The sequence below is a fragment of the Pseudoduganella sp. LjRoot289 genome, from assembly GCF_964252925.1.
GTDB lineage: Bacteria > Pseudomonadota > Gammaproteobacteria > Burkholderiales > Burkholderiaceae_D > Rugamonas.
Genome location: NZ_CAXUPN020000001.1, coordinates 227213 through 247536 on the forward strand (window position 1 = coordinate 227213; position 20324 = coordinate 247536).

Consider the following 20324-nt stretch of genomic DNA (forward strand, 5'->3'; position numbering starts at 1 on the left):
ACTACACTGGGCGGGGCGCAAAGGCTCCCAACTTACATGGGAACCTTTTTCAGCATTTCCAGGCCGACCTTGCCGGCGGCGATTTCACGCAGTGCAACTACGGTCGGCTTATCCTTGGCATCCACTTTAGGGGTGTGGCCTTGCAGCAGCTGGCGGGCGCGATAGGTCGCGGCCAGGGTCAGCTGAAAACGGTTAGGGATATTCTTCAGACAATCTTCAATCGTAATACGGGCCATCTTAACTCCTAAAAAAGCTTATTCTGCGTGTTCGGCGTGGATGCCCAGCTGGGCGAAGAGCGATGCATTGCGGGCCGCTTGTTGCGCAAACCGGCAACGGGCCGCTCTCACAATCGCGCTCAGTTCGGACAAGGCGACCGGAAACTCCTGATTGATAATAACATACTCGAACTCGGGCGCGTGCGCGATTTCGCCGCCGGCCGCCAGCAGGCGGCGCGTGATGACGTGCGGCTCGTCCTGGCCGCGCTTGTGCAAACGCTCTTCCAGCGCGGCGATCGACGGCGGCAAAATGAAGATGCCGGCCGCCTGCGGGAACTGTTTTTTCACCTGGCGCGCGCCCTGCCAGTCGATCTCGAGCAGGATGTCGGTGCCGGTGCGCATCTGTTCTTCGACGAAGATGCGCGAGGTGCCGTAGTAATTGCCGTGCACTTCGGCCCACTCCAGGAATTCGCCCGCCTGCGCGCGCGCCACGAAGTCTGCCGGCGAGGTGAAGAAGTACTCGCGGCCGTGCTGCTCGCCCGGGCGCGGGGCGCGGGTGGTGGTCGAAATCGACAGCTTGATGGCCGGCTCCTGCGCCAGCAGCGCATTGACCAGCGTCGATTTGCCTGCGCCCGAAGGGGCTGCCACCATGAACAGGCTGCCGGAGAAGGCGGAAGTTTGGCTCATGTTGTTCTTTCGGAAACTGATGTGGACTGGTGAAAAACACCGTCGCCCAAAGGCATATTTTATCACTTGCCTTGCATCATTACAGCGGGAGTTTTGCGGTACGGGGCGGGCAGGGCGGGGCTACAGCAGGTCTTTCAGCTGGAAGTAGAGCTTGCCCAGTATGAGCGCAGGCGTGCGCATCAGGGCGCCGCCGGGGAAGGCGTGGTGCTTGAGGCGGGCGAACACGTCGAAACGCCCGGCCTGGCCGTCGATCGCTTCGGCCGCCAGCAGGCCGGCCATGCCGGTAAACGCCAGGCCGTGGCCGGAAAAGCCCTGCAGGTAGTAGATGTTGCCGTCCAGCCGGCCGAGGTTGGGCGCGCGGTTGGCCGTGATGTCGATGAAGCCGCCCCAGGCATAATCGATCTCCAGGTCCGACAGCTGGGGAAAGACGGCCACCACGCGGCGCTGGATGCGCGCCACCAGGTTGCTGGGCGTGTGGCCGCTGTAGCTGTCGCCGGCGCCGAACAGCAGGCGGTGGTCGGCGCTCAGGCGGAAATAGTCGAGTACGAAATTGGTGTCGGAGACGGCGCTGCGCTGCGGCAGCAGGGCGGCGGCGCGCTCGGCCCCCATGGGTTGCGTGGCCACCATATACGTCCCCACCGGCATGATGCGCGCGCTCAACTGGGGCGCGAGGTCGCCGTATTCGGCCAGGTAGACGTTCCCGGCCAGCACCACGAAGCGCGCGCGCACCTGTCCCTGCGCCGTTTTGACGACCGGGGCGGCGCCACGCTCGAGCAGGAAGACCGGCGAGTCCTCGTAGATGCGCACGCCCGCCGCCAGCGCCGCGCGGCCCAGGCCCAGACAGTATTTCAGCGGATGCAGGCTGCCGGCGGCCAGGTCGGCGACGCCGCCATGGTAGCGCGCGCTGGCGATCCATTGCCCGACATCGCTCGGCGCAATCCAGCGCAGCGGGTAGTTGTAGCGCTCGCCCACATGGCGCACCCAGTGCTCCAGTTCGCGCAGCTTGCGCGGCTTCACGGCCAGGCTGAGCGCGCCTGGCGTGTAGTCGCAATCGATGGCGTGGCGGGCGATGCGTTCGCGCAGCAGCTGCACGCCCAGCACCGAGGCGTCCCAGGCGCGGCGCGCGTCCTCCTTGCTCAACTGGCGCTCGACCGCGCGTTCGCCGTCCGAGCCGAAACCCGGCAGCACCTGGCCGCCGTTGCGGCCGGAGGCGCCCCAGCCCACCCGCTGCGCTTCCAGCAGCACCACGCTGTGGCCGCGCTGCGCCAGCTCCAGCGCGGCGGACAGCCCGGCCAGCCCGGCGCCGACCACGCAGACGTCGGCCTCGGCGTGTTCGCACAGCGGCGGCAGCGGCGCCGGCCGCGCGACGCTGGCCTCGTAGTAGGAGTTCTCGATGACGCCCAGTTCTTTTTGCAGCAGCATGCGGCCCCCGCCTAGGCGACCCGGAAGTTCAGGAACTGCCAGGGATCGTCGCGGTCCATCTCTTCCTCGAACAGCGGACTGCGCTCCTTGATCGGGGTCCAGTCGCCATAGACGCCCACCAGCTGGCCCAGGTAGGGCGCGGCGATGCGCAGCACCAGCTCATAGTCGATGTCGTCCGGCTCCACGACGCCGGCGCGCGGATTGCGCATGGCCCACACCATGCCGCCCAGCGCGCCCGCCGCCACTTGCAGGCTGGTGGCTGAATTGTGCGGCGCGCCCGCGCGCGCCTCTTCGATGGTCAGGCGCGAGCCATACCAGTACGCCCCTTTCCGGTTGCCCATCAGCAGCACGCCCAGTTCATCGATGCCGCTGTCGATCTCGTCGCGCATGATGCGGCGCTCGCGCTGCGGGCGCCAGTTCTTGCCGGCGGTCTCGTGCAGCGACAGCACGGCGTCGTCGCAGGGATGGTAGGCGTAGTGCACGGTGGGGCGGTACACCACTTCGCCGCGCTCGCGCAGCGTCAGGTGGTCGGCGATCGAGATCGATTCGCCGTGGGTGACGAGGAAGCCGTGGTAAGGGCCTTCGAGCGGGGTCCAGCTGCGCACGCGGGTGGCGATGCCGGGCTGCTGCAGGTAGACCGCGGCGTCGCAGCCGTAGCCATGGCGGCAGGCGTCGGACGGCCAGTGCCGTTCGTGGCTGCCCCAGCCCAGCTCGGACGGCTGCAAGCCCTCGCTGAGGAAGCCGGCGACCGACCAGGTGTTGACGAACTCGCCGCGCTGCTTGCGGCGGCCGGCGATCTGGGAGTCGCGTTCGGCAATGTGGATCACCTTGATGCCCAGCTGTTGCGCCAGCGCGGCCCAGTCCTCGTAGCAGGCAGGCCGGCCGGGCGCGATGTCCTGGTCCTGGGCCATGGCCAGCAGGGCCTGTTTGACGAAGGCCGACGCCAGCCCGGGGTTGGCGCCCTGGGTGACGACGGCCGTGGCGCCGTCGCGCTTGTCGAGCCGGAACGCCAGCACCGCTTCGCGCAGGGTGTAGTTGGAGCGCTGCGACAGCGTGCGGCCGGGATCGTTGTAGCCGCCGGGCCAGGGTTCGATGCAGGTGTCGAGGTAGAGGACGCCGTGCCGCCAGCAATAGCGGATCAGGTCCAGGCTGGCCACGTCGACCGACAGGTTGAGCAGGAAGTCGCCGGGGCGCACGGCGCCGTGCAGCGTGGCTTCGTAGTTGCTCTCGGTGAGCGCCAGCGCCTGGAATTCGACCTCGTACTGCGCCGCGATGCCGCTCTGGTCCGGGCTGCGGGAAAGGATGCGCACCTGGCCGTGCCGCAGGGACAGGTGGCGGAACAGCAGCGGCAGGATGGCCTGGCCTATGCTGCCGAATCCCAGCATGACGATGTTGCCGCTGAATTCCGCGTGTTTTTCCGGTTCGCTCATGAGTCCTCCTTGCGCTGTCTTCATGCCCGTGTTCCGGCCGATTATGGCAACGCGCAGGTGGCCCCTCTATGCGCCAGTTAACAGAGTGTTCAGAGAGCGTGTTCAGAGTGTTGGCCCGCTTACGGTCCACCGCGCCGCCACGACAGTGCCGAACGCCGATAAATTGAGGCAATCGCACTTCGAAAGCATGCGAGGTATGGGTTTCCGCTTTCGCGGCGGTCCGCCGATACGGAACGACAGTTTGCTTGTCGTTCCCGCGCAAAGCGGGAACCCATACTGAGCCAAATGCACGGCGCCAATCGCTTGACTTAAAGGCATTACCCGCCGTGCCGGTCCGCCGCGCCTGGCCGACGGCGGCTCAGGCCAGCGCGGCCAGCAGTGCCATGGCCGCCGCCGGCGCCCTTTCCTTGGCGCCGTTGATGAAATAGAGGAACACATCGCGGCCCTTCGCGGGCGTCTTGGCTTCTTGCTGGGGCTGGCCCGCGTAGGGCAGGGCGTCCGGCAGGCCGCCGTCCCGCCACTGCTTGGCGGTCGCGGCCCACTTCTTCAAGGCCGGCTGGGTGTAGCCGGTGGCGATTTCGCCGCGCGCGCTCATCAATCGGGCATACACGAAGTCGGCCGTGACATCGGCATAGGACGGGTAGTCCGGCGAGTCGGTGAAGACGGTGGCGATCTTGTGGCGGCGTGCAAGTTTCAGGTAGTCGTCGCACATGAAGCTCTCGTGCCGCGTGTCGAGCACATGGCGCAGCTTGCGTTTGCCCAGCCTGGCGGGCAACAGCTTGAAGAAGTCCGCCAGGTCGTCGGCATCGAAGCGCTTGGTGGGCGCGAGCTGCCACAGGATGGGGCCGAGCTTGCCGCCCAGTTCGGCCAGGCCGCTGTCCATGAAGCGCTCGATGGATTCCCCGGCCTCGCCAAGCACCTTGCGGTTGGTGCAGTAGCGGCTCGCTTTCACCGAGAAGACGAAGCCGTCCGGCGTTTGCGCCGCCCAGTTGGCGAAATGTTCCGGTTTGGCGTTGCGGTAATACGTGCCGTTGATTTCGATGCTGCTCACCTGGCTGCTGGCGTACTCCAGCGCGCGTTTCTGCGCCAGGCCCTCTGGATAAAATGTTTCGCGCCAGGGAGCGTAGTCCCAGCCGCCTATGCCCACCCGGATCTCCGTGCCCATGCGCCATCCTCCCTGCACGGATGATCGCAGTTTTTTCGCTTGACCACTAGACCGACCGGTCTATAGAATGCATGCATGACGACGCCGACCCTGCCCAGCACGCCCATTGCGCCCACTCCGCCCATTCCGCCGAGCACGCGGGACAGGCTGATCCACGCCATGATTCACACGCTGCAGCACACCGGCCTGCACGGCGCGGGGCTGAGCGAGATCCTGGCGCAGGCGCAGGCGCCCAAGGGCGTGCTGTACCACCATTTCCCAGGTGGCAAGAACGAGCTGGCGGTGGCGGCCATCGCCACCACGGTCTCCTATATGTGCGCCATGCTCGACAAGTTGATGCAGACCGAGCCCGATGCCGCGTCCGCCTTGCGCAAGTGGGCCGCGCGCGCGCTGGGGGGGCTGGGCGGCAGCGGCTTCGAGCGCGGCTGTCCGCTGGCGGCGGTGGCGCTGGAATCGACCGCGGCCGACGTGGCGCTGCGCCAGGCGCTGGCCGAGGGCTTCGCCGCCATCCGCGCGCGCATCGCCGGCGCGCTGGTGGCCGGCGGCCACAGCGACACCCGCGCGCAAGGCCTGGCCGCGCTGATGGTGGCGGCCTACGAAGGCGGGCTGCTGCAAGCCCGCGTCGCGCAAGACCCCGCGCCCATGCTGCAAGCGACCGAAGCCCTGCTGTCCATGCTGTCCCCTGAACGCTAAGCCGCATCCTGTCGTTCCCGCACGCGGGAACCCGTACGTCGCCCGCATACCGCCACGAGGAGTGCCCATGAACGCCAAACCCGCCGCCGCCAGCCAACCAGAACGCCTGACCCTGCACGCCGCCGACGGCTACCCGCTGACCGCGCTGCGCTACGCCAGCCACGGCCCCGAGCGCGCGCGCCTGATCGTGGCCGGCGCCACGGGCGTGCCGCAAGGTTTCTACCGCCGCTTCGCCGAATACGCGGCCGCCTGTGGCTACACCGTGCTGACGTTGGACTATCGCGGCATCGGCCAGTCCAGGCCCAAGACGCTGCGCGGCTTCCGCATGGACTACCTGGACTGGGGCCGGCTCGACCTGGCGGCCGCGGTGGAGGCGGTGGCGAACGAAGGCGCAGGCGCGGGACCGGGCGCGCCGGTGCCGCTGTACATGGTCGGCCACTCCTACGGCGGCCACGCTTTCGGCCTGCTGCCCAACCACGACCGGGTGGACGGCCTGTACACCTTCGCCACCGGCGCCGGCTGGCACGGCTGGATGCCGCCGCTGGAGCGCCTGCGCGTCAAGCTGATGTGGAACGTGATCGGCCCGCTGCTGACACGCTGGAAGGGCTGCCTGGCCTGGAGCAAGCTGGGCATGGGCGAAGACTTGCCGCTCGACGTCTACCGGCAATGGAAGCATTGGTGCCGCTACCCGCACTATTTCTTCGACGACCCGGCCATGCGCCACGTGGCGGCCGGCTTCGAGACGGTGCGCGCGCCCATCATGGCGGTGAACGCCGAGGACGACCTGTGGGCGCCCCCCAACTCGCGCGACGCCTTCATGCGCGGCTACCGCAACGCGCCGTGGTTCGGCATCACCCTGGACCCGGCCACGGCCGGCATCGGCAAGATCGGCCACATGGGCTACTTCCGGCCGCAGGCGCAGGCCTTGTGGGGCGCCGCGCTGGACTGGTTTGAAGGCATAGGCCGCGAGCGCCCGGCGCCGCATCCGCCGGTGTGAGCATGCCACTGCCGGGTTGAATCCGGCGCGAAGATGCGCTACCGTGCAGCATGAGCACACCATTCAAAGCGGTGCACCAGGCCATGCAGGCCTGGGTGGACGCCGGCATCCTGGCCGGCGCCTCGTGCGCACTGCTGTCCGGCGCCGACGTGGTGGACCGGCATTGCGCCGGCTGGGCCGACCAGGAAGCCGGCGTCGCGCTGCGCGAAGACCATTTGTTCCGCATCTTCTCCAACACCAAGCTGGTCACCACCGTCGCCGTCATGCAGTTGGCGGAGCAGGGCAGGCTGGCGCTGGACGACGCCGTGGAACGCCATCTGCCCGCGCTGGGCCGGCGCCGCGTGCTGCGCCCGGATGCGACGCGGCTCGACGACAGCGTGCCGGCGCGCCGCTCCATCACCCTGCGCCACCTGCTGTGCCACAGTTCCGGCCTGAGTTACGGTTTTCTCGACCCCGGCAGCCTGATCTACCAGGCCTACAGCGCCCGCCGCGTGATGCACGCCGACAGCTCGCTGGAGGGCTTGATCGAATCGCTTGCGCCGCTGCCGCTGACTTTCCACCCGGGCGAACAGTGGGAATATTCGATCGCGTCGGACGTGCTGGCGCGGGTGGTGGAGGTGGCCAGCGGCCAGCGTTTCGACCGCTACCTGGAGCAGGCCGTCTTCGCCCCGCTGGGCATGGCGGACACGTGTTTCGTCATCCCGCCGGACAAGCAGGACCGGCTGACCATCTACTACGCGGGCGCCAGCCGGAGCGATCCCACGGCGCCCGGCCTGCGCCGCCTGGCCGGCTCGCCTTTCCCGCGCGCCTATCTGACGCCGGTGGCGCGCTACTCGGGCGGCGGCGGCCTGGTCTCCAGCTTGCCGGACATGGTGGCGCTGGTACGCAGCCTGATGCCGGGTTCGCCCTCGGCGCTGCTGCGGCCGGACACGGTGGCGGCCATGATGGTCAACCAGCTGCCGGCCGGCGTGAGCATCGGTTTTCCCACCGTGGGCGCGGTGCCGGGCAAGGGTTACGGCTTGGGCGGCGCGGTGACGCTGCGGCCTGGGCCGGGCGACCCGCCGGCCGGCGAAGGCGAATTCGAATGGGGCGGCATCGCCGGCACCCAGTGGTGGATCAACCCGCGCCACAATATCGCCGGCGTGCTGATGGCCCAGCGCCAGATGGGTTTCTGGAATCCCTACACCTTCCAGTTCAAGCGCCTGGCCTACCAGGCCTTGCTGGCGCGCGCATGAGGCGGGCATCGCCGGCGCTCTTGCTGTGGAGTGTATCGACGGGGCGAGCCCTGTGGTTTTTTGTGGACGGTTCAGGATACCGATGTAGGATATCGATAACAAATTGATTGCCGCACGGAAAGATTGCTCGCATAATCAGCCGGCCACGGCGCGGTCTTGCGGTGGCGCCTCCCACCAACAGCCACCCGCACACCCGTGAACGAAAGGTGATCATGTCCAAACGCAATCCGGAAATCTCCCTGCAACGTAGAACCTTCTGCACCGGCTCATTCAGCCTGGCAGCCCTTGGCCCGCTCGCGCTCGCGGGTTGCGGCGGCGCCGGAGAGGGCGCGGCGCCGGCGGCGCCGGCGGGTGGCGCCAGGCTGCTCGCCGGCGGGGCCGCTCCTGCGCCGCGCACCTTCGCACACCCCGGCCTGCTGCACAGCGAAGCCGACTTCGACCGCATGCGCGCCAAGGTCGCGGCCCAGGAACAACCGTGGCTCAGCGGCTGGAACGCCTTGCTGAACACGGGCCGCTCGCACCTGAACAACTTCCCGCGCCCGCTGGCCACGGTGATACGCGGCGGCAGCGGACAGAACTTCGCCCAGTGCTACATCGACATCGCCCGCACCTATCAACTGGCGGTGCGCTGGAAGGTGTCGGGCGATGTCGCCTACGCCGACAAGGCGGTGGAGTTCCTCAATGCCTGGTCGTCCACGCTGACCAGCATCACCGGCAACGCCGACCGCTTCCTGGCAGCCGGCATCTACGGCTACGAGTTCGCCAACGCCGCCGAAATCATGCGCACCTACCCGGGCTGGGCGGCGGCGGACCTGGCGCGCTTCCAGAACATGATGCTGACCGTCTTCTATCCGCTCAACCACCAGTTCCTGCTGCAGCACAACGACGCCGCCATCACCAACTACTGGGCCAACTGGGACCAGTGCGCGCTGGCCTCGATACTGGCCATCGGCGTGCTGTGCGACCGCGAGGACCTCTACAACGAGGCGGTCTCCTACTACCTGGCCGGCCCGGGCAACGGCGCCGCCAGCCAGGCGGTGCCCTTTGTCCATCCGGGCTACCTCGGCCAGTGGCAGGAGAGTTCGCGCGACCAGGGCCACTGCACGCTGGGCGTGGGGCTGGCCGCCGCGTTCTGCGAGATGGCCTGGAACCAGGGCGACGATTTCTACGGCCTCGACAACCGCCGCTTCCTGGCCGGCGCCGAATACGTCGCCAAGTCCAATCTGGCCGACGCCAACGGCAATCTCTACTACACCGCCATGCCGTTCGACCCTTATACCAGCGTGCAAGGCACCGGCTACGGGATCTCCGGCGCCGGGCTGCCGTTCTCGCGGCCAGTGTGGGAAATGATCTACAACCACTATGTGAACCGGCTGGGTTTGGCCGCTCCCTACACCGCGCAGATGGCGGCCAAGCTGCGCGCCGAGGGCGACGGCGGCAACGGCGACCAGCTCGGCCTCGGCACCTTGACCTTCACGCGCGATCCGGTCGCGGCGGGCGCCAATCCGAGCGGGCTGAGCGCCAACCTGGTTGGCGGGCAGGTGGAGCTGTCGTGGTGGGGCAGCGCCTACGCGAGCAGCTACACCGTCCAGCGCGCCGCCACGCAGGGCGGGCCCTACGCGACAGTCGCCAGCGGCATCACCGATCTGCTGACCTGGACCGACAGCGGCATGGCGCCCGGCGTCTACTACTACGTGGTGACGGCAGCGACGCCGTCCGGCGAGAGCGGCCCCTCCAACGAGGCGAAGGTGAGCGCGGGGACGGCGCTGCACACCTGGCTGCCGTTCGATGAAAGCAGCGGCACGGCCGCCTCCGACGCGAGCGGCAACGGCCGCCACGCGGCGCTGCTCAACGGTCCGCTGTGGACCGCCGGCCAGCGCGGCAATGCGCTGGCGCTGGACGGGGTGGACGACTACGTGGCACTGCCGGCCGGCGTCGCCGCCGAGCTGTCCGACTTCACCATCGCCGCCTGGGTGAACTGGAACGGGGGCCGCAACTGGGAGCGCATCTTCGACTTCGGCTCGGGCACCAGCCATTACATGTATTTGACGCCGCGCTCCTCTTCCGGCGGCATGCGTTTCGCCATCGCCACCAACGGCGGCGTCGGCGAGCAAAGCCTGGCGACGTCGAGCGCCTTGCCCGCCGGCCAGTGGGTGCATGTGGCGGTGACGCTGTCCGGCGCCACCGGCACGCTGTACATCAACGGCGCCGTGGCCAGCACCAACACCGCCATGACGCACGCGCCGCGCCGCATGGGCAGCACCAGCCAGAACTGGATCGGGCGCTCGCAGTACGCCGACCCGTATTTCAAGGGCAAGGTGGATGACTTCCGCATCTACCACGGCGCCATGAGCGCGGCGGAGATCGGCGCGCTGATGGCGGGCTAACTGCGGCGGCGGACCTGCCGACGCGTCATCAGCGTCGGCGGGGATTAGCTTAGTTTCGCCGTAGCCGGCCCGTTCTCCCTTAAGCAACTCGGTGCGGATGCGACGGCCAATGCGCCGGTACAGCATGGTCAAGGTCGAATTGACCGTCGAGGCCAAGCCGGCGCGCGCTTCGTTGATCAGGACGTGGATATCGCTAACTAAGCTAGCCCCCGCTGCCGTCTCTTGCACGTTTTGAGATTCCACAGAACTGCTCCCTTCTGGCGCTCCAAAGAACCAAAGACAGCCTTCCCGCGTCGAACTGAACCGAAATTTGGACACCAATTTTCGGGTGTGGTTCACTTCCTATCGCATAAGAACCACGGTGGTAGCGCGCGGCCCGGAGCAAAGTAGGGAAGAAGTGCGGCGTTCGCCCCGCCTCGCGGTGCAGGCGCACGCGATCTGCCGTCGAGCAATTCGATGGGTGCCCGCCAATTCTTTGACCTTACTTGTTGAAGCGGACCACCATGGATTTGCCTGCATAGATCACGGACTTGGAGGCGTGGCCGCTTTCGGTCCCTTTGCCGTTGGCTTCATCGACAATGACGAGATTGAAGGTGCGCCGTTTCACCATGTCCGGATAGGAGCCCTTGCGTGCGCCTATCGTCAGCGTCCTGGCGGCGTCGTTCCACGCCAGCGTGTAGCTTGCCGACTGGCCCTTCTCATAGTTGTAGGTCTCGTTGTCGTCTTCGTAGAGCGTGAATCCTCCGTCCGCGCCCGGATAGATGCGGACCTCGTACGGTGCGTCCGGCTGTTCGGTCGCGTATTGGACCACCGGCCCCATGGGAAGGATGGATCCTGCGCGCACATACAGCGGGACGATATCGAGCGGTGTTTCACGCGCCACCGTCTGGCCGCCGTCGTGGCGTTGGTTGGTCCAGAAATCGTACCAGCCGGCTGCCTTGGGCAGATAGGTTTTTACCGTCAGGTCCAGTGCCGGCTTGTCTTCCTTCTGCGCGCGGATGGCGCTGGGCGTGCGCCAGGCGAGCCGCAGATTGCGGTCCATCGTGCTCTGGAAATATTCCAGCCTGACGCTGATGCGCTGTCCCTTGTGCCACCTCTTGCGCACGCTGAGCAGGCGTTTGCCGCCGTTCTTCCAGTTGTCGATTGCCAGCGCCCCGTCGAGGAACAAGCGGGTGCCGTAGTCGCCCTCCGTCGCGATCTCGTATTCACCGTCCTCCGGCGCCTCCAGCGTGCCGGTCCAGCGCGCCGAGAAGTTGTCCAGCGAACCCAGGCCCGCAGGAATCGTCGCGAGCGGCGGCGCGGGCCAGGCGTGGTCTATGGTCGCGTCGACCACCTGGCCCTTGGGTGTTTCGAAATTGCGGCCTTCGAAATACTGGCCGGCCAGGCCGGCCTGGCCGTCCGGGGTGCGCAGGTAGGCGGCCGGTATGGTCGCCGGGGGCGCGGCATCGATGTGGTACATCGCCCGCGTGACCGGGTGCACCAGCAGCGCAGGCCCGAACATGAAGGCGTCGTTGATGCCGTAGGTCGCCTTGTCGTCCGTGAAGTCCATCGGCAAGGGGCGCATCAGGGTGTAGCCTTCGTTCGTGACCTTTGCGCTCAGACCGTAAATATACGGCAGCATGCGATAGCGCAAGTGCGCCGTGTCGAGCAGGGACTTGTAGACTTGCGGATCGAGCGTTTTGAACAGATACGGTTCGCGTTCGACGTCCGTTCCGTGCACGCGCATGATGGGATTGAACGCGCCGTACTGGAACCAGCGGGCGAACAGTTCGCGATAGGACGGATTCTTTTCACCGGCGGGATAGGCGCGCTGCACGAAAAAGCCGCCGGTGTCCTGCGTCCAGTAGGGATTGCCGGTGACCGTCACGTTGACGCCGCCGCTGATCTGCTTGCGCAGCGTGTCCCAGCTCGCATGGGTGTCGCCCGACCAGGATGCCGCTGCGGTGCGCTGGGCGCCGGCCCAGGCGGAACGGGTCAAGGTGAACACCCGCTTGTTGCCTGTGGCGCGCTGGCCGTCGTACGTACCCTGGGTGGTCATGAGGGTGTAGGGGTTGAGGTAGCGGGAGAAGTCGCCCAGTGCGTTGTGCCCGAGCGACTTGATGTCCTCCTCGTTCTTGACGGGGTCCCAGGCGGCCGAACCGACTTCCACCTCGGTGCAGTCCATCCAGAGCGCGTCCACTCCATTGTCGAACAGGCCGGCTTTCGCATGCTTGAAATAGATCTGCCGGCCTTTCGGGCTGAAGGCGTCATAGACTCTTGCCTTCTTCGAAATCCAGTGCAGCGGCTCGAAACGCAAGCCGTACTGATCGAGTTCCCTGGCAAGAGCCGTGTCGTTCCCGACCGATGGCCAAATGGAGACCATCAATTTCATGTTGAGCTTGTGGATGTTGTCGGTCATGCCTTTCGGATCGGGAAAGCGGACCGGGTCCCAGGTCATGCCGCTCCAGGTGCCGTCCTGGTCGCCGCCCCAGTACTGCCAGTCCTGGACGATGTAGTCGAGGGGAAACTTCTCCTTGCGAAAAGTCTCTGCGACCTCAACGATGCGGGCCTGGTCGACATAGCGCTCTTTGCTCATGAACAGGCCGAAAGCCTGTTTGGGAAACATGGGCGCGGCGCCGGTCAAGGCGCGGTAGCCGGCCACCACGTCGTCCAGCGTTTTTCCGCCTATGAAATAATAGTCGACGCCGCCCGGGGCGCTTTCGGCCCACAGTTTCGCGCCGTCCGGGCCGTCATGGAAGCGCATCTTTGAATAGGTATCCCACAGGATGCCGTAGCGTTCGGACGACATCATGACCGGGATGATGATGCCGAGGTTGGTCTGTACCAGCAGCAGGTCCTGGTTGCGACGGTTGATCGCGTCGCTGTCGGTGTAGCCGAAGCCGAAGATTGCTTCGTCGGGTTTAAGCGTCAGCCGGTTTTCCACCTCGTAGGTCGGGGCGCCCGAGATGTCGACCTGCTTGATGGACTGGGGATCGCTGGCCTCGCGGGTGTATAGCTTTCCCGCGCCGTTCATGAAGCTTAACGCGCCCGTTTTGCGATCGATGGCGACACGCAGTTGCGCGCTCTTGATCGTAACCGCATCCGGGCTCTCTTCGATATCGAACGCCACTTTGCCGGGTTTATCCACGATAACGATGCTGCGGCTTTTCCAATGGTTTCGCCCCAGGTTGGCGTTGACGCGGACCGTGGCGGGGCCATAAAAAATGATGTTCTTGCTGACCGCGCCGATCCGGAACTGGACGCCGTGCTCGAGACTAACAAAGCCGAAGCCGTCGTGGCTGGCCAGCGGGGCCGCAGCCAGATGGCCATTCGCATCCAGGCCGGTTGGCGCCGGCGCGGCGGCCTTGGCGCAAGGCGCCTGGACGCAGGCGCTGACTGGCGGCGCGACGGCCGCCGATAGCGCGAATGATGTGGCGAAAACGGTATGACGCAGGTCTTTCATGGATGGATGTGTGCGATTCGGTTAAAAGTGCAGCGCATGCGGAAAGCGGAGACACCGGCGCAGCCGGCGTGTCCGCTCAAGCCTTTATTCTTAGCTGTTATACAGAGCCAGCACCTCCGCCGCGCTCAAGGCGCCACGGTAGATGCGGAAGTCGTCGATCTTGCCGTTGAAGTAAGGGTCGGCATATTGCGAACGTCCGATCCAGTTCTGACTGGTGCTGCCGAGCCGGAACGGGGCATGGAACATGGTGGCATTGCTGCCGGCGCTGGCGCCGTTGACGTACAACGTGCCGGTGCTGCCGGACAGCGTGACGGCCACGTGCACCCACTGTCCCGTCGGCAGCGCCGCCGTGCTGTTGATGCCCTGTTCCCCCTTGCCGCCGTTGATCGTGATGGCAAAGCGCGCCACGGAACCGTTGCGTGGCGTCAGGTACATATACTGGCCGGTGCCGCCGCCGAAGTCGAAAATACGCTGCCAGTTGCCGGACGCATTCCAGTACACCCAGCTCGCAATGGTGAAGTCGCCGACGTCGGTCATGAGGTCGTTCGCCAGGCTGACATAGCCGGTGCTGCCGTTCAGCGATACCGCATTGTTTTTCTTGCCGGCGACCCAGCTGGCGCCGCCAACCAGAGTGCCGGTGTGGCCCAGGCCGGTCTCATCGGCAGCGGCGGTGCCGCTGCTGGCGTCGAACGCCAAGTGGGTATGCAGCGGCTTGCCGGTGATGACGGTGGCCTGGTTCGACGCGGCGGATTCGCCCGATGGCGTGATGGCAGTCACTACGTAATAGTTCGTGCCGGCCGGCGCGGTGGTGTCGCTATAGGTCAGCAAGTCCGTGATGCCGGTCTGGATGGTCGTGTACGGCCCGCCCGATACCGTGGCGCGCTTGACGTTGTAGCTGGTGGCGTACGCGCTCCCCCACCATGACAGCACCGGCAGGCCGGCGTTGACATAGCCGGTCAGGCCGCTCGGCAAGGCGCCGGCGGCGATCGGATCGCGTGTGCAGGTCAGCGTGCCCAAACCCAGCTGGTCGTAGCCGCCGCTGGTCGAACCAAGGGCACCGCCTTCGGGCTGGACCACCATTGCGAACTGCTTGGAGTATGGCGCCGCCAGCCCCATGCGGTTGACATAATGGTTGTACACCAGCGCCCAGCAAGCCCGTCCAATGCCTTGCCCTCCGGTCGCAAAGGCGGTCTGGTTGACGTTGTCGACGTTGTTGTAGGTCACGTAAGGCACGGTGTAATAGGTGGTGCCGGATTCGATCAGATTGGACTTTGCGACGTATTCCGCGCCGGCCAGGAAGCGGTTGTTGTCATAGCCGTACAAATCCACGTTCTGGTTCCACGCCATTTCGCAGATGGCGCCGCCGAGCACGATGCCGAGCGTGGCGTGGCCCTGGTCGCGTCCAGCCTCTTGCCACTGGCCGAGATAGCCCGGGTGCATGTAATACACCGCCTTGAAAATGCGGCCATTGCCGCCGCCGCTCTTGAAGTAATTGACGGCTTCATCGAACTTCGCGCCGTCGTCGCACAGCACGCCAATCGCCATGATGCTGGCGATCGCGCACAGGTCCCAGTTGGCCCAGTAATGGGTCCACTCGGTGCCGTAGTGGTTGACCAGGAAATCGTGGCAGATCGGATAGAAAACGGCCTTCATCATGTCTTTGAACGCGGTCTGCTTGGCCGCCGCCCAGCCGCTGTAGCTGCGCATGATTTCGGCGGCGTTGGCGAACTCGTAGCCATATATGCCGGCCGCCAGCAGCGCATTGGTGTCGCCACCGATGCCGGCCAGGGGGATCCAGGCGTTCAGGATAGTCACGGCGGTGTCCGCATAGGCCGCGTCACCCGTGATTTTCCAGCGCAGCGCGCACTGGTAGGCCGCAGCCACGTCGTTCATCAGCCGCGAGTAGTTCTCCGCGTGCACGCCGTCACTGCCGCGGTACACCCAATCCTGCGGCAACGGCACATACGACGATTGCGCGTGCCAGTTGTTGATCAGCAGATTCCAGCTGCCAGACCACGGGCTGGTGGTGTATTTCGCGGCCATGCGCGCGAAATCGGCATCCGTGTGCAGCAGGCCGGGATGCACGAACGGGGTGGGGGCACCCATGGCGCGCGGCGCCGGGGCCGATGCCAGCGCGGCCAGTTGCTGACCGGCGCCGCCACCGCAGCCGGTCAGCGCGAGCGCCCCCAGGCTGTACAGGAAGCTGCGGCGCGACAGGTGTTGTGCCAGCGCGGTGTTGGGATCGGCGGTGATATCTGCCGGGTGGTTCGATTTCATCATCTGTTGTCTCCAGGATGTAGCGCGATGGTGGCACGCGGGGGATGGGCGGGCGGCGATACACGGGCCAGGCGCGCAACCTTATGTATGGTTGCTGCGCTCAAACGGCCCTTCGCCGCAAGTTCGGTATCGATAACACGCAGCCATGATCAGGCTTGACGTCCATCTCGGCATCGTCCGTTCGGACTATTGCGCAAATCCCGGAAACTGCTACCATCTCGCAATGTTATCGATAACTGGAGAGATATAGTGACACGTGAATTATTCTGCCTCGCGGCATGCGCCTTGGGCTTGTTGGGCGTCCAGCAGGCCGGCGCGGCCACTCCTGCGGCCGAGTTGCACCGCCTCCAGATTTTTCAATTCCCCGAGCCGGTCCGCTATACCCATCACAACGACGACTTCACCGTGCGGGTGCGGGTGCCCGGCGGCGTGTGGCGCGACTTGTACGAATACCGCGCCACGGTGGACCTCGACAGCAAGCAGGACGCCTCCATGGTGTATTTCAACTTCGACGGCAGCGTCGAGGTCGCGGTGCAGAAGAACAACGGCAACGCATCCCGCGTTGTGGTGAGGCCGGATTCAAAAGGCGTCAAGGCCGCCCTCAAGGACGGCGTGGCCTACTTCACGCTGGACAAGCCGCAAAACCTGAGCGTTGAATTCGACGGCGACAAGCTGCACAACCTGCACCTGTTCACCCACGCGATCCGCAAGGACATGCCGTCCTTGCCGGCCGACTTCGACCCCAAGCAGATTGCGCAGGGCAAGACGCCGGACTTCACGCAGAAAGAGGTGTTCTTCGGTCCCGGCATCCACAGCGGCAAATTCCGCGTGCGTTCGAACAGCAATGTGTACATCCACGGCAGCGCCATCCTGACCAGCCCGCTGATCATCGACCGCGTCGAGAACGTCAGGGTCGTCAGCGATGGCCTGTTCCATGGCGTGGACGGCTTTGCGATCCGCAATTCTCGCAACGTCCTGGTGGACGGCGCCATCTTCATCAACCAGCCGGGTGGCACCATGGGCTGCACGGCGTCGGATGACGTCGAATCGCGCAGCATCCGGACCATAGGCGGCGGCAAATGGTCGGATGGCCTGCCCAACTATTCCTGTTCGCGCGTGAAGATCAGCGACAGCTTCATCCGCACATCGGACGACTGCATCACGGTCTACAACCACCGCGGCGACACCTGGGGCAGCAGCCGGGACTTCAACGTCACCAACACCACGCTCTGGGCCGACGTGGCGCACGCCATCATGATCGGCATCCACGGCAATACGCCCACGCCTGCGCACCCGGAGCCGGAAGTCATCGAAGGCCTGCGCTTCTCGAACATCGACATTCTGGAGCACGACGAGGACGACCCGGAATACGAGGGCGCCATCGGCATCATGGCCGGCGACGACAACCTGGTGCGCGACGTGGTATTCGACGGCATTCGCGTTGACCATATCGAGGAGGGCAAGCTGTTCAACTTCCATATCGCCTACACGCCCAAGTACAACACCAGTCCGGGCCGGGGCATAGAGGACATCACGCTGCGCAACGTCAGCTACAGTGGCAAAGGCTCGCCCAGCGCCTCCGCCGTATATGGGCACGACGCCGCGCGCAAGGTGAGGAACATCGTGCTGGAGAATGTGACGGTGGGTGGCAAGCGCCTGACCGGCCCGGAGAACAACGTGCTGGACATCGGCCCGTTCGCGGAAGGCGTGGTCTACAAATAGTGATGGAAAGCGCGCCGGGGCGGTGCCTGCCAGCCCACATCCAAGCAAGGCGGAAAAAGAGTTCATGAAAACACTACTATCGACATTGGCGATGGCGTTGCCGATCGCATTCTCAGGCGGTGTACATGCCGCCGAGGTCGCGCCAAAACCGGTGTTCAGGGACCCGGTATACGACGGGGCCGCAGACGTCTCGATCATTTACGACCGCGCAGCGAAGCTGTGGAAGATGTTCTACACCAATCGCAGGGCGACCATGAAGTTGCCCGATCCTGGCGACGTCGCATGGGTGCACGGCACCGCCATCGGCGTTGCCACCTCCAGCGATGGCACGCAATGGCGTTACCAGGGGACCCTGGATTTCCCCAAGGGATGCACCGATGTCACGCAATGGGCTCCCGATGTGTTTTATGAGAACGGCACCTACCACATGTGGCTGACCGTCGTGCCCGGCGTTTTCCACCGTTGGGGCGCCCCCGGGGCGGATGTGCGCATTGAGCATCTCACCAGCACCGACCTGTCCCAGTGGGACTGCGAAAGCACCGTGAAGCTGCCGAAGTCAGGGCGCCTGATCGACCCGACCGTCATGAAGCTGGGGCAGGGCTACCGCATGTGGTACAAGGATGACCGCGCCGGCAGCCGGATTTTGGCGGCCGACAGCCAGGATTTGCGGACCTGGACCAAGGTCAGCGAGCAGCCGGTCAATCCGACCCGGGGCGAGGGGCCGAAGGCGTTCCGCTTCGAAGGGTACTACTGGCTGATTGCCGACGTCTGGAAGGGCTTGATGGTGTTGCGGTCAGATGATGCCCTCAACTGGACGGAGCAGCCTGGTTACATTCTGGCCGAACCGGGCCGGAAGGCCACCGACCGGTCCGCTGGACAGCATGCCGAAGTTGTCGTCGATGGCGAGCGCGCGTTCATCTATTATTTTGTGCATCAGAAGAATGAGACTGAAGCGGCCACGGACCCGCGCTGGAACCAGCGCACCGTCATCCAGGTTGCGGAGTTAGTGTACAAAAATGGGGCGTTGAGCGTGAATCGCGATGCCGATGTCTCATTCCGGCTTGCCCCCCCGTCGCCGTAGCTAGGGTGCGCGGCCCTGCCGGCGACTGGCGACGGTGATCGCGTCGTTGGTCTCGCGCACCTCGAGGCCGAAGCCGCGCTGCAACAAGTTGGCGAAACCTTGGGCATTGCCCACATCGAAACGCCCGCTGATTTGCAGCTTGGCCGCCTCTGCGTCGGCCAGCACCAGTCTTTTCTTGTTGTAGCGGTTAAACTCGCCGGCGGCATACTCCAGCGTCACCTGATCAAACACCAGCTTGCCTTCCCGCCAGCTCAAAATTTGTTCGATCCTGGCATCGCTTTCGTCGGACTTGAGTATATTGGCCGGGGTTGCAACGACCTTTTGGTGTTTGACGAGGACTAGCGGCGGCTGGCTGGAACTCTGTCCATTCTCGACCTGCACGCGGCCGTCGACCACCACCACATTGGTTCCACCGGCTTCACGCCGCACGGTGAATTTGGTGCCCAGCACCGTGATCCGGTTGGTGCCGGACATGACCACGAACGGGTGGGCGGTGTCATGCGCGACGTCGAAATAGGCTTCCCCCTTGTCGAGCCAGACAGTGCGCTCGCCCCGGCTGATGCGCGCGCGCACTTGCGTCGCGGTGTTTAATGTGAGTTTGCTGCCGTCATTCAGCGCGTGCGTCTGATGGGCGCCAAGCTGCGTTTCGTAGCGAACTTCAGAAGAATTTTCCCGCACAGCCAGCAAGCCTGCGGTAGCGCCCACCGTCACCAGGATGGCGGCGGCGATGCGCCACTGCGAAAATCGCGGCGGGGTAGGGCGGCCTGCTTCGGCAAGGACATGATCCGGCCGGGCAGGCGGCGAGGCCGGCACAGGCGCGCCCGGTGCAAGCTGGTCTGCTTTCGACCACGCGGCAGCCAAGCGCAAATAGGCGACCCGATGCGCCGTTGCCAAGCCTAACCATTGGTCGAGTTGCGCCTGTTCGGCCGCGGACCACTGGTCGCCATCTTTCCTGGCCAGCCACGCCGCCGCTTGTTGTTCAATTTTTAGATGCTTGCTCATACAACCTCGGTTTCGCTGATCGTCTTCACTTTGCTTTTGTTTACGCCAAGTGCAGCCGTGAGAAATCGTATGCCCTTTGCAATCTGCTTTTCAACCGTGCCCTCGGTAATGCCCAACTGGGCTGCGACGTCGCGTTGCGACAATCCGGCGATCTTGCGCAGCTGGACGACTTCACGGCACTTGGGGGGCAGGTCGGAAAAAGCCTGTTCAAGGCACTTGATATCTTGCCGGCCCATGGCGTGGCGCTCGGGACACAACTCGTCGACGTGGTCCGGCAATTCGCCGGACGGCGCCAGCGCGACGATGGCGGCGACCTGCATGTGCCTGGCCCGGTCGATCAGCAAATTTCTGGCGACAGCGAAGACGAAGGCCTTCGGGGTATCCGGCAGGCCTGCTTCTGCTGCTTCGTACACGCGAACATACACGTCCTGGCGCAGATCCACGATGTCATCGGTTTCGCGGCAATTTCGCCGAAGAAAGCCGATCAGCATGGGTTCAAGGGGCAGCACTTCTTGAACAAACCAATTGTCCAGCGCTTCATGTAATTCGGGAGACATGGAAATAGCATG

The 20324-nt window shown here is 65.2% G+C and carries 15 protein-coding genes; 6 read left to right on the forward strand and 9 right to left on the reverse strand.

The genetic code is table 11. The annotated features are described in order from the left end of the window. Window positions 1-32: 32 nt before the first annotated feature. The 5 genes from rpoZ to ACSQ8Y_RS01045 form a co-directional block, all read right to left on the reverse strand. Window positions 33-236 (reverse strand): DNA-directed RNA polymerase subunit omega, encoded by a 204-nt coding sequence (gene rpoZ / locus ACSQ8Y_RS01025; protein WP_223469484.1) that lies wholly within the window; start codon window positions 234-236, stop codon window positions 33-35. Window positions 237-254: 18 nt separating this feature from the next. Continuing rightward, window positions 255-902: a guanylate kinase gene (gene gmk / locus ACSQ8Y_RS01030; RefSeq protein ID WP_436264615.1), complete on the reverse strand. Its 648-nt coding sequence runs from the start codon at window positions 900-902 to the stop codon at window positions 255-257. 120 nt (window positions 903-1022) lie between these two features. After that, window positions 1023-2324, reverse strand: a complete 1302-nt coding sequence (locus ACSQ8Y_RS01035; RefSeq protein WP_436264616.1) for an NAD(P)/FAD-dependent oxidoreductase — start codon at window positions 2322-2324, stop codon at window positions 1023-1025. 11 nt (window positions 2325-2335) lie between these two features. Continuing rightward, the gene (locus ACSQ8Y_RS01040) at window positions 2336-3754 is read right to left on the reverse strand and encodes a homospermidine synthase (protein WP_436264617.1); all 1419 of its coding nucleotides are present in this window, start codon (window positions 3752-3754) and stop codon (window positions 2336-2338) included. 358 nt (window positions 3755-4112) lie between these two features. Further along, a complete protein-coding gene (locus ACSQ8Y_RS01045) occupies window positions 4113-4919 on the reverse strand; it encodes a DUF72 domain-containing protein (protein ID WP_436264618.1) in 807 nt (268 codons plus the stop codon). 75 nt (window positions 4920-4994) lie between these two features. Between ACSQ8Y_RS01045 and ACSQ8Y_RS01050 the strand changes: the two genes are divergently transcribed. The 4 genes from ACSQ8Y_RS01050 to ACSQ8Y_RS01065 all read left to right on the forward strand — a co-directional run bounded on the left by ACSQ8Y_RS01050 (window position 4995) and on the right by ACSQ8Y_RS01065 (window position 10231). Beyond that, entirely contained in the window at window positions 4995-5612 is a 618-nt protein-coding gene (locus ACSQ8Y_RS01050) for a TetR/AcrR family transcriptional regulator (RefSeq protein WP_436264619.1), read from the forward strand. Between the two features lie 67 nt (window positions 5613-5679). Next, the gene (locus ACSQ8Y_RS01055; protein WP_436264620.1) at window positions 5680-6609 is read left to right on the forward strand and encodes an alpha/beta hydrolase family protein; all 930 of its coding nucleotides are present in this window, start codon (window positions 5680-5682) and stop codon (window positions 6607-6609) included. A 50-nt stretch (window positions 6610-6659) separates the two neighbouring features. Next, window positions 6660-7844, forward strand: coding sequence for a serine hydrolase domain-containing protein (locus tag ACSQ8Y_RS01060; protein ID WP_436264621.1), 1185 nt, complete (start codon window positions 6660-6662; stop codon window positions 7842-7844). Window positions 7845-8056: 212 nt separating this feature from the next. Beyond that, complete coding sequence (locus ACSQ8Y_RS01065) at window positions 8057-10231, forward strand: LamG-like jellyroll fold domain-containing protein (RefSeq protein ID WP_436264622.1); 2175 nt, start codon at window positions 8057-8059, stop codon at window positions 10229-10231. Between the two features lie 481 nt (window positions 10232-10712). Here the strand turns inward: ACSQ8Y_RS01065 and ACSQ8Y_RS01070 are convergent, their stop codons facing one another. Beyond that, window positions 10713-13673, reverse strand: coding sequence for a TIM-barrel domain-containing protein (locus ACSQ8Y_RS01070; protein ID WP_436264623.1), 2961 nt, complete (start codon window positions 13671-13673; stop codon window positions 10713-10715). 90 nt (window positions 13674-13763) lie between these two features. Beyond that, entirely contained in the window at window positions 13764-15950 is a 2187-nt protein-coding gene (locus ACSQ8Y_RS01075; RefSeq protein WP_436269721.1) for a LamG-like jellyroll fold domain-containing protein, read from the reverse strand. Window positions 15951-16199: 249 nt separating this feature from the next. On the opposite strand from ACSQ8Y_RS01075, the gene ACSQ8Y_RS01080 reads away from it, so the two are divergent. Continuing rightward, window positions 16200-17672, forward strand: coding sequence for a hypothetical protein (locus ACSQ8Y_RS01080; RefSeq protein WP_436264624.1), 1473 nt, complete (start codon window positions 16200-16202; stop codon window positions 17670-17672). A 64-nt stretch (window positions 17673-17736) separates the two neighbouring features. Continuing rightward, window positions 17737-18753 (forward strand): hypothetical protein, encoded by a 1017-nt coding sequence (locus tag ACSQ8Y_RS01085; RefSeq protein WP_436264625.1) that lies wholly within the window; start codon window positions 17737-17739, stop codon window positions 18751-18753. On the opposite strand, the gene ACSQ8Y_RS01090 is transcribed toward ACSQ8Y_RS01085, so the two are convergent. Both ACSQ8Y_RS01090 and ACSQ8Y_RS01095 read right to left on the reverse strand, forming a co-directional pair. Continuing rightward, complete coding sequence (locus ACSQ8Y_RS01090; protein WP_436264626.1) at window positions 18754-19755, reverse strand: FecR family protein; 1002 nt, start codon at window positions 19753-19755, stop codon at window positions 18754-18756. Beyond that, window positions 19752-20312, reverse strand: coding sequence for an RNA polymerase sigma factor (locus tag ACSQ8Y_RS01095; RefSeq protein ID WP_436264627.1), 561 nt, complete (start codon window positions 20310-20312; stop codon window positions 19752-19754). The genes ACSQ8Y_RS01090 and ACSQ8Y_RS01095 overlap by 4 nt, the downstream gene beginning before the upstream one ends. Between the last annotated feature and the right edge of the window lie 12 nt (window positions 20313-20324).

Excerpts from the sequence above, each read along its gene's own strand:
- ACSQ8Y_RS01075 (WP_436269721.1), bottom strand. The coding sequence starts at position 15,950 with ATGAAATCGAACCACCCGGCAGATATCACCGCCGATCCCAACACCGCG.
- gmk (WP_436264615.1), bottom strand. The coding sequence starts at position 902 with ATGAGCCAAACTTCCGCCTTCTCCGGCAGCCTGTTCATGGTGGCAGCC.
- ACSQ8Y_RS01045 (WP_436264618.1), bottom strand. The coding sequence starts at position 4,919 with ATGGGCACGGAGATCCGGGTGGGCATAGGCGGCTGGGACTACGCTCCC.
- ACSQ8Y_RS01040 (WP_436264617.1), bottom strand. The coding sequence starts at position 3,754 with ATGAGCGAACCGGAAAAACACGCGGAATTCAGCGGCAACATCGTCATG.
- ACSQ8Y_RS01050 (WP_436264619.1), top strand. The coding sequence starts at position 4,995 with ATGACGACGCCGACCCTGCCCAGCACGCCCATTGCGCCCACTCCGCCC.
- ACSQ8Y_RS01090 (WP_436264626.1), bottom strand. The coding sequence starts at position 19,755 with ATGAGCAAGCATCTAAAAATTGAACAACAAGCGGCGGCGTGGCTGGCC.
- ACSQ8Y_RS01055 (WP_436264620.1), top strand. The coding sequence starts at position 5,680 with ATGAACGCCAAACCCGCCGCCGCCAGCCAACCAGAACGCCTGACCCTG.
- ACSQ8Y_RS01035 (WP_436264616.1), bottom strand. The coding sequence starts at position 2,324 with ATGCTGCTGCAAAAAGAACTGGGCGTCATCGAGAACTCCTACTACGAG.
- rpoZ (WP_223469484.1), bottom strand. The coding sequence starts at position 236 with ATGGCCCGTATTACGATTGAAGATTGTCTGAAGAATATCCCTAACCGT.
- ACSQ8Y_RS01060 (WP_436264621.1), top strand. The coding sequence starts at position 6,660 with ATGAGCACACCATTCAAAGCGGTGCACCAGGCCATGCAGGCCTGGGTG.
- ACSQ8Y_RS01065 (WP_436264622.1), top strand. The coding sequence starts at position 8,057 with ATGTCCAAACGCAATCCGGAAATCTCCCTGCAACGTAGAACCTTCTGC.
- ACSQ8Y_RS01085 (WP_436264625.1), top strand. The coding sequence starts at position 17,737 with ATGAAAACACTACTATCGACATTGGCGATGGCGTTGCCGATCGCATTC.
- ACSQ8Y_RS01070 (WP_436264623.1), bottom strand. The coding sequence starts at position 13,673 with ATGAAAGACCTGCGTCATACCGTTTTCGCCACATCATTCGCGCTATCG.
- ACSQ8Y_RS01095 (WP_436264627.1), bottom strand. The coding sequence starts at position 20,312 with ATGTCTCCCGAATTACATGAAGCGCTGGACAATTGGTTTGTTCAAGAA.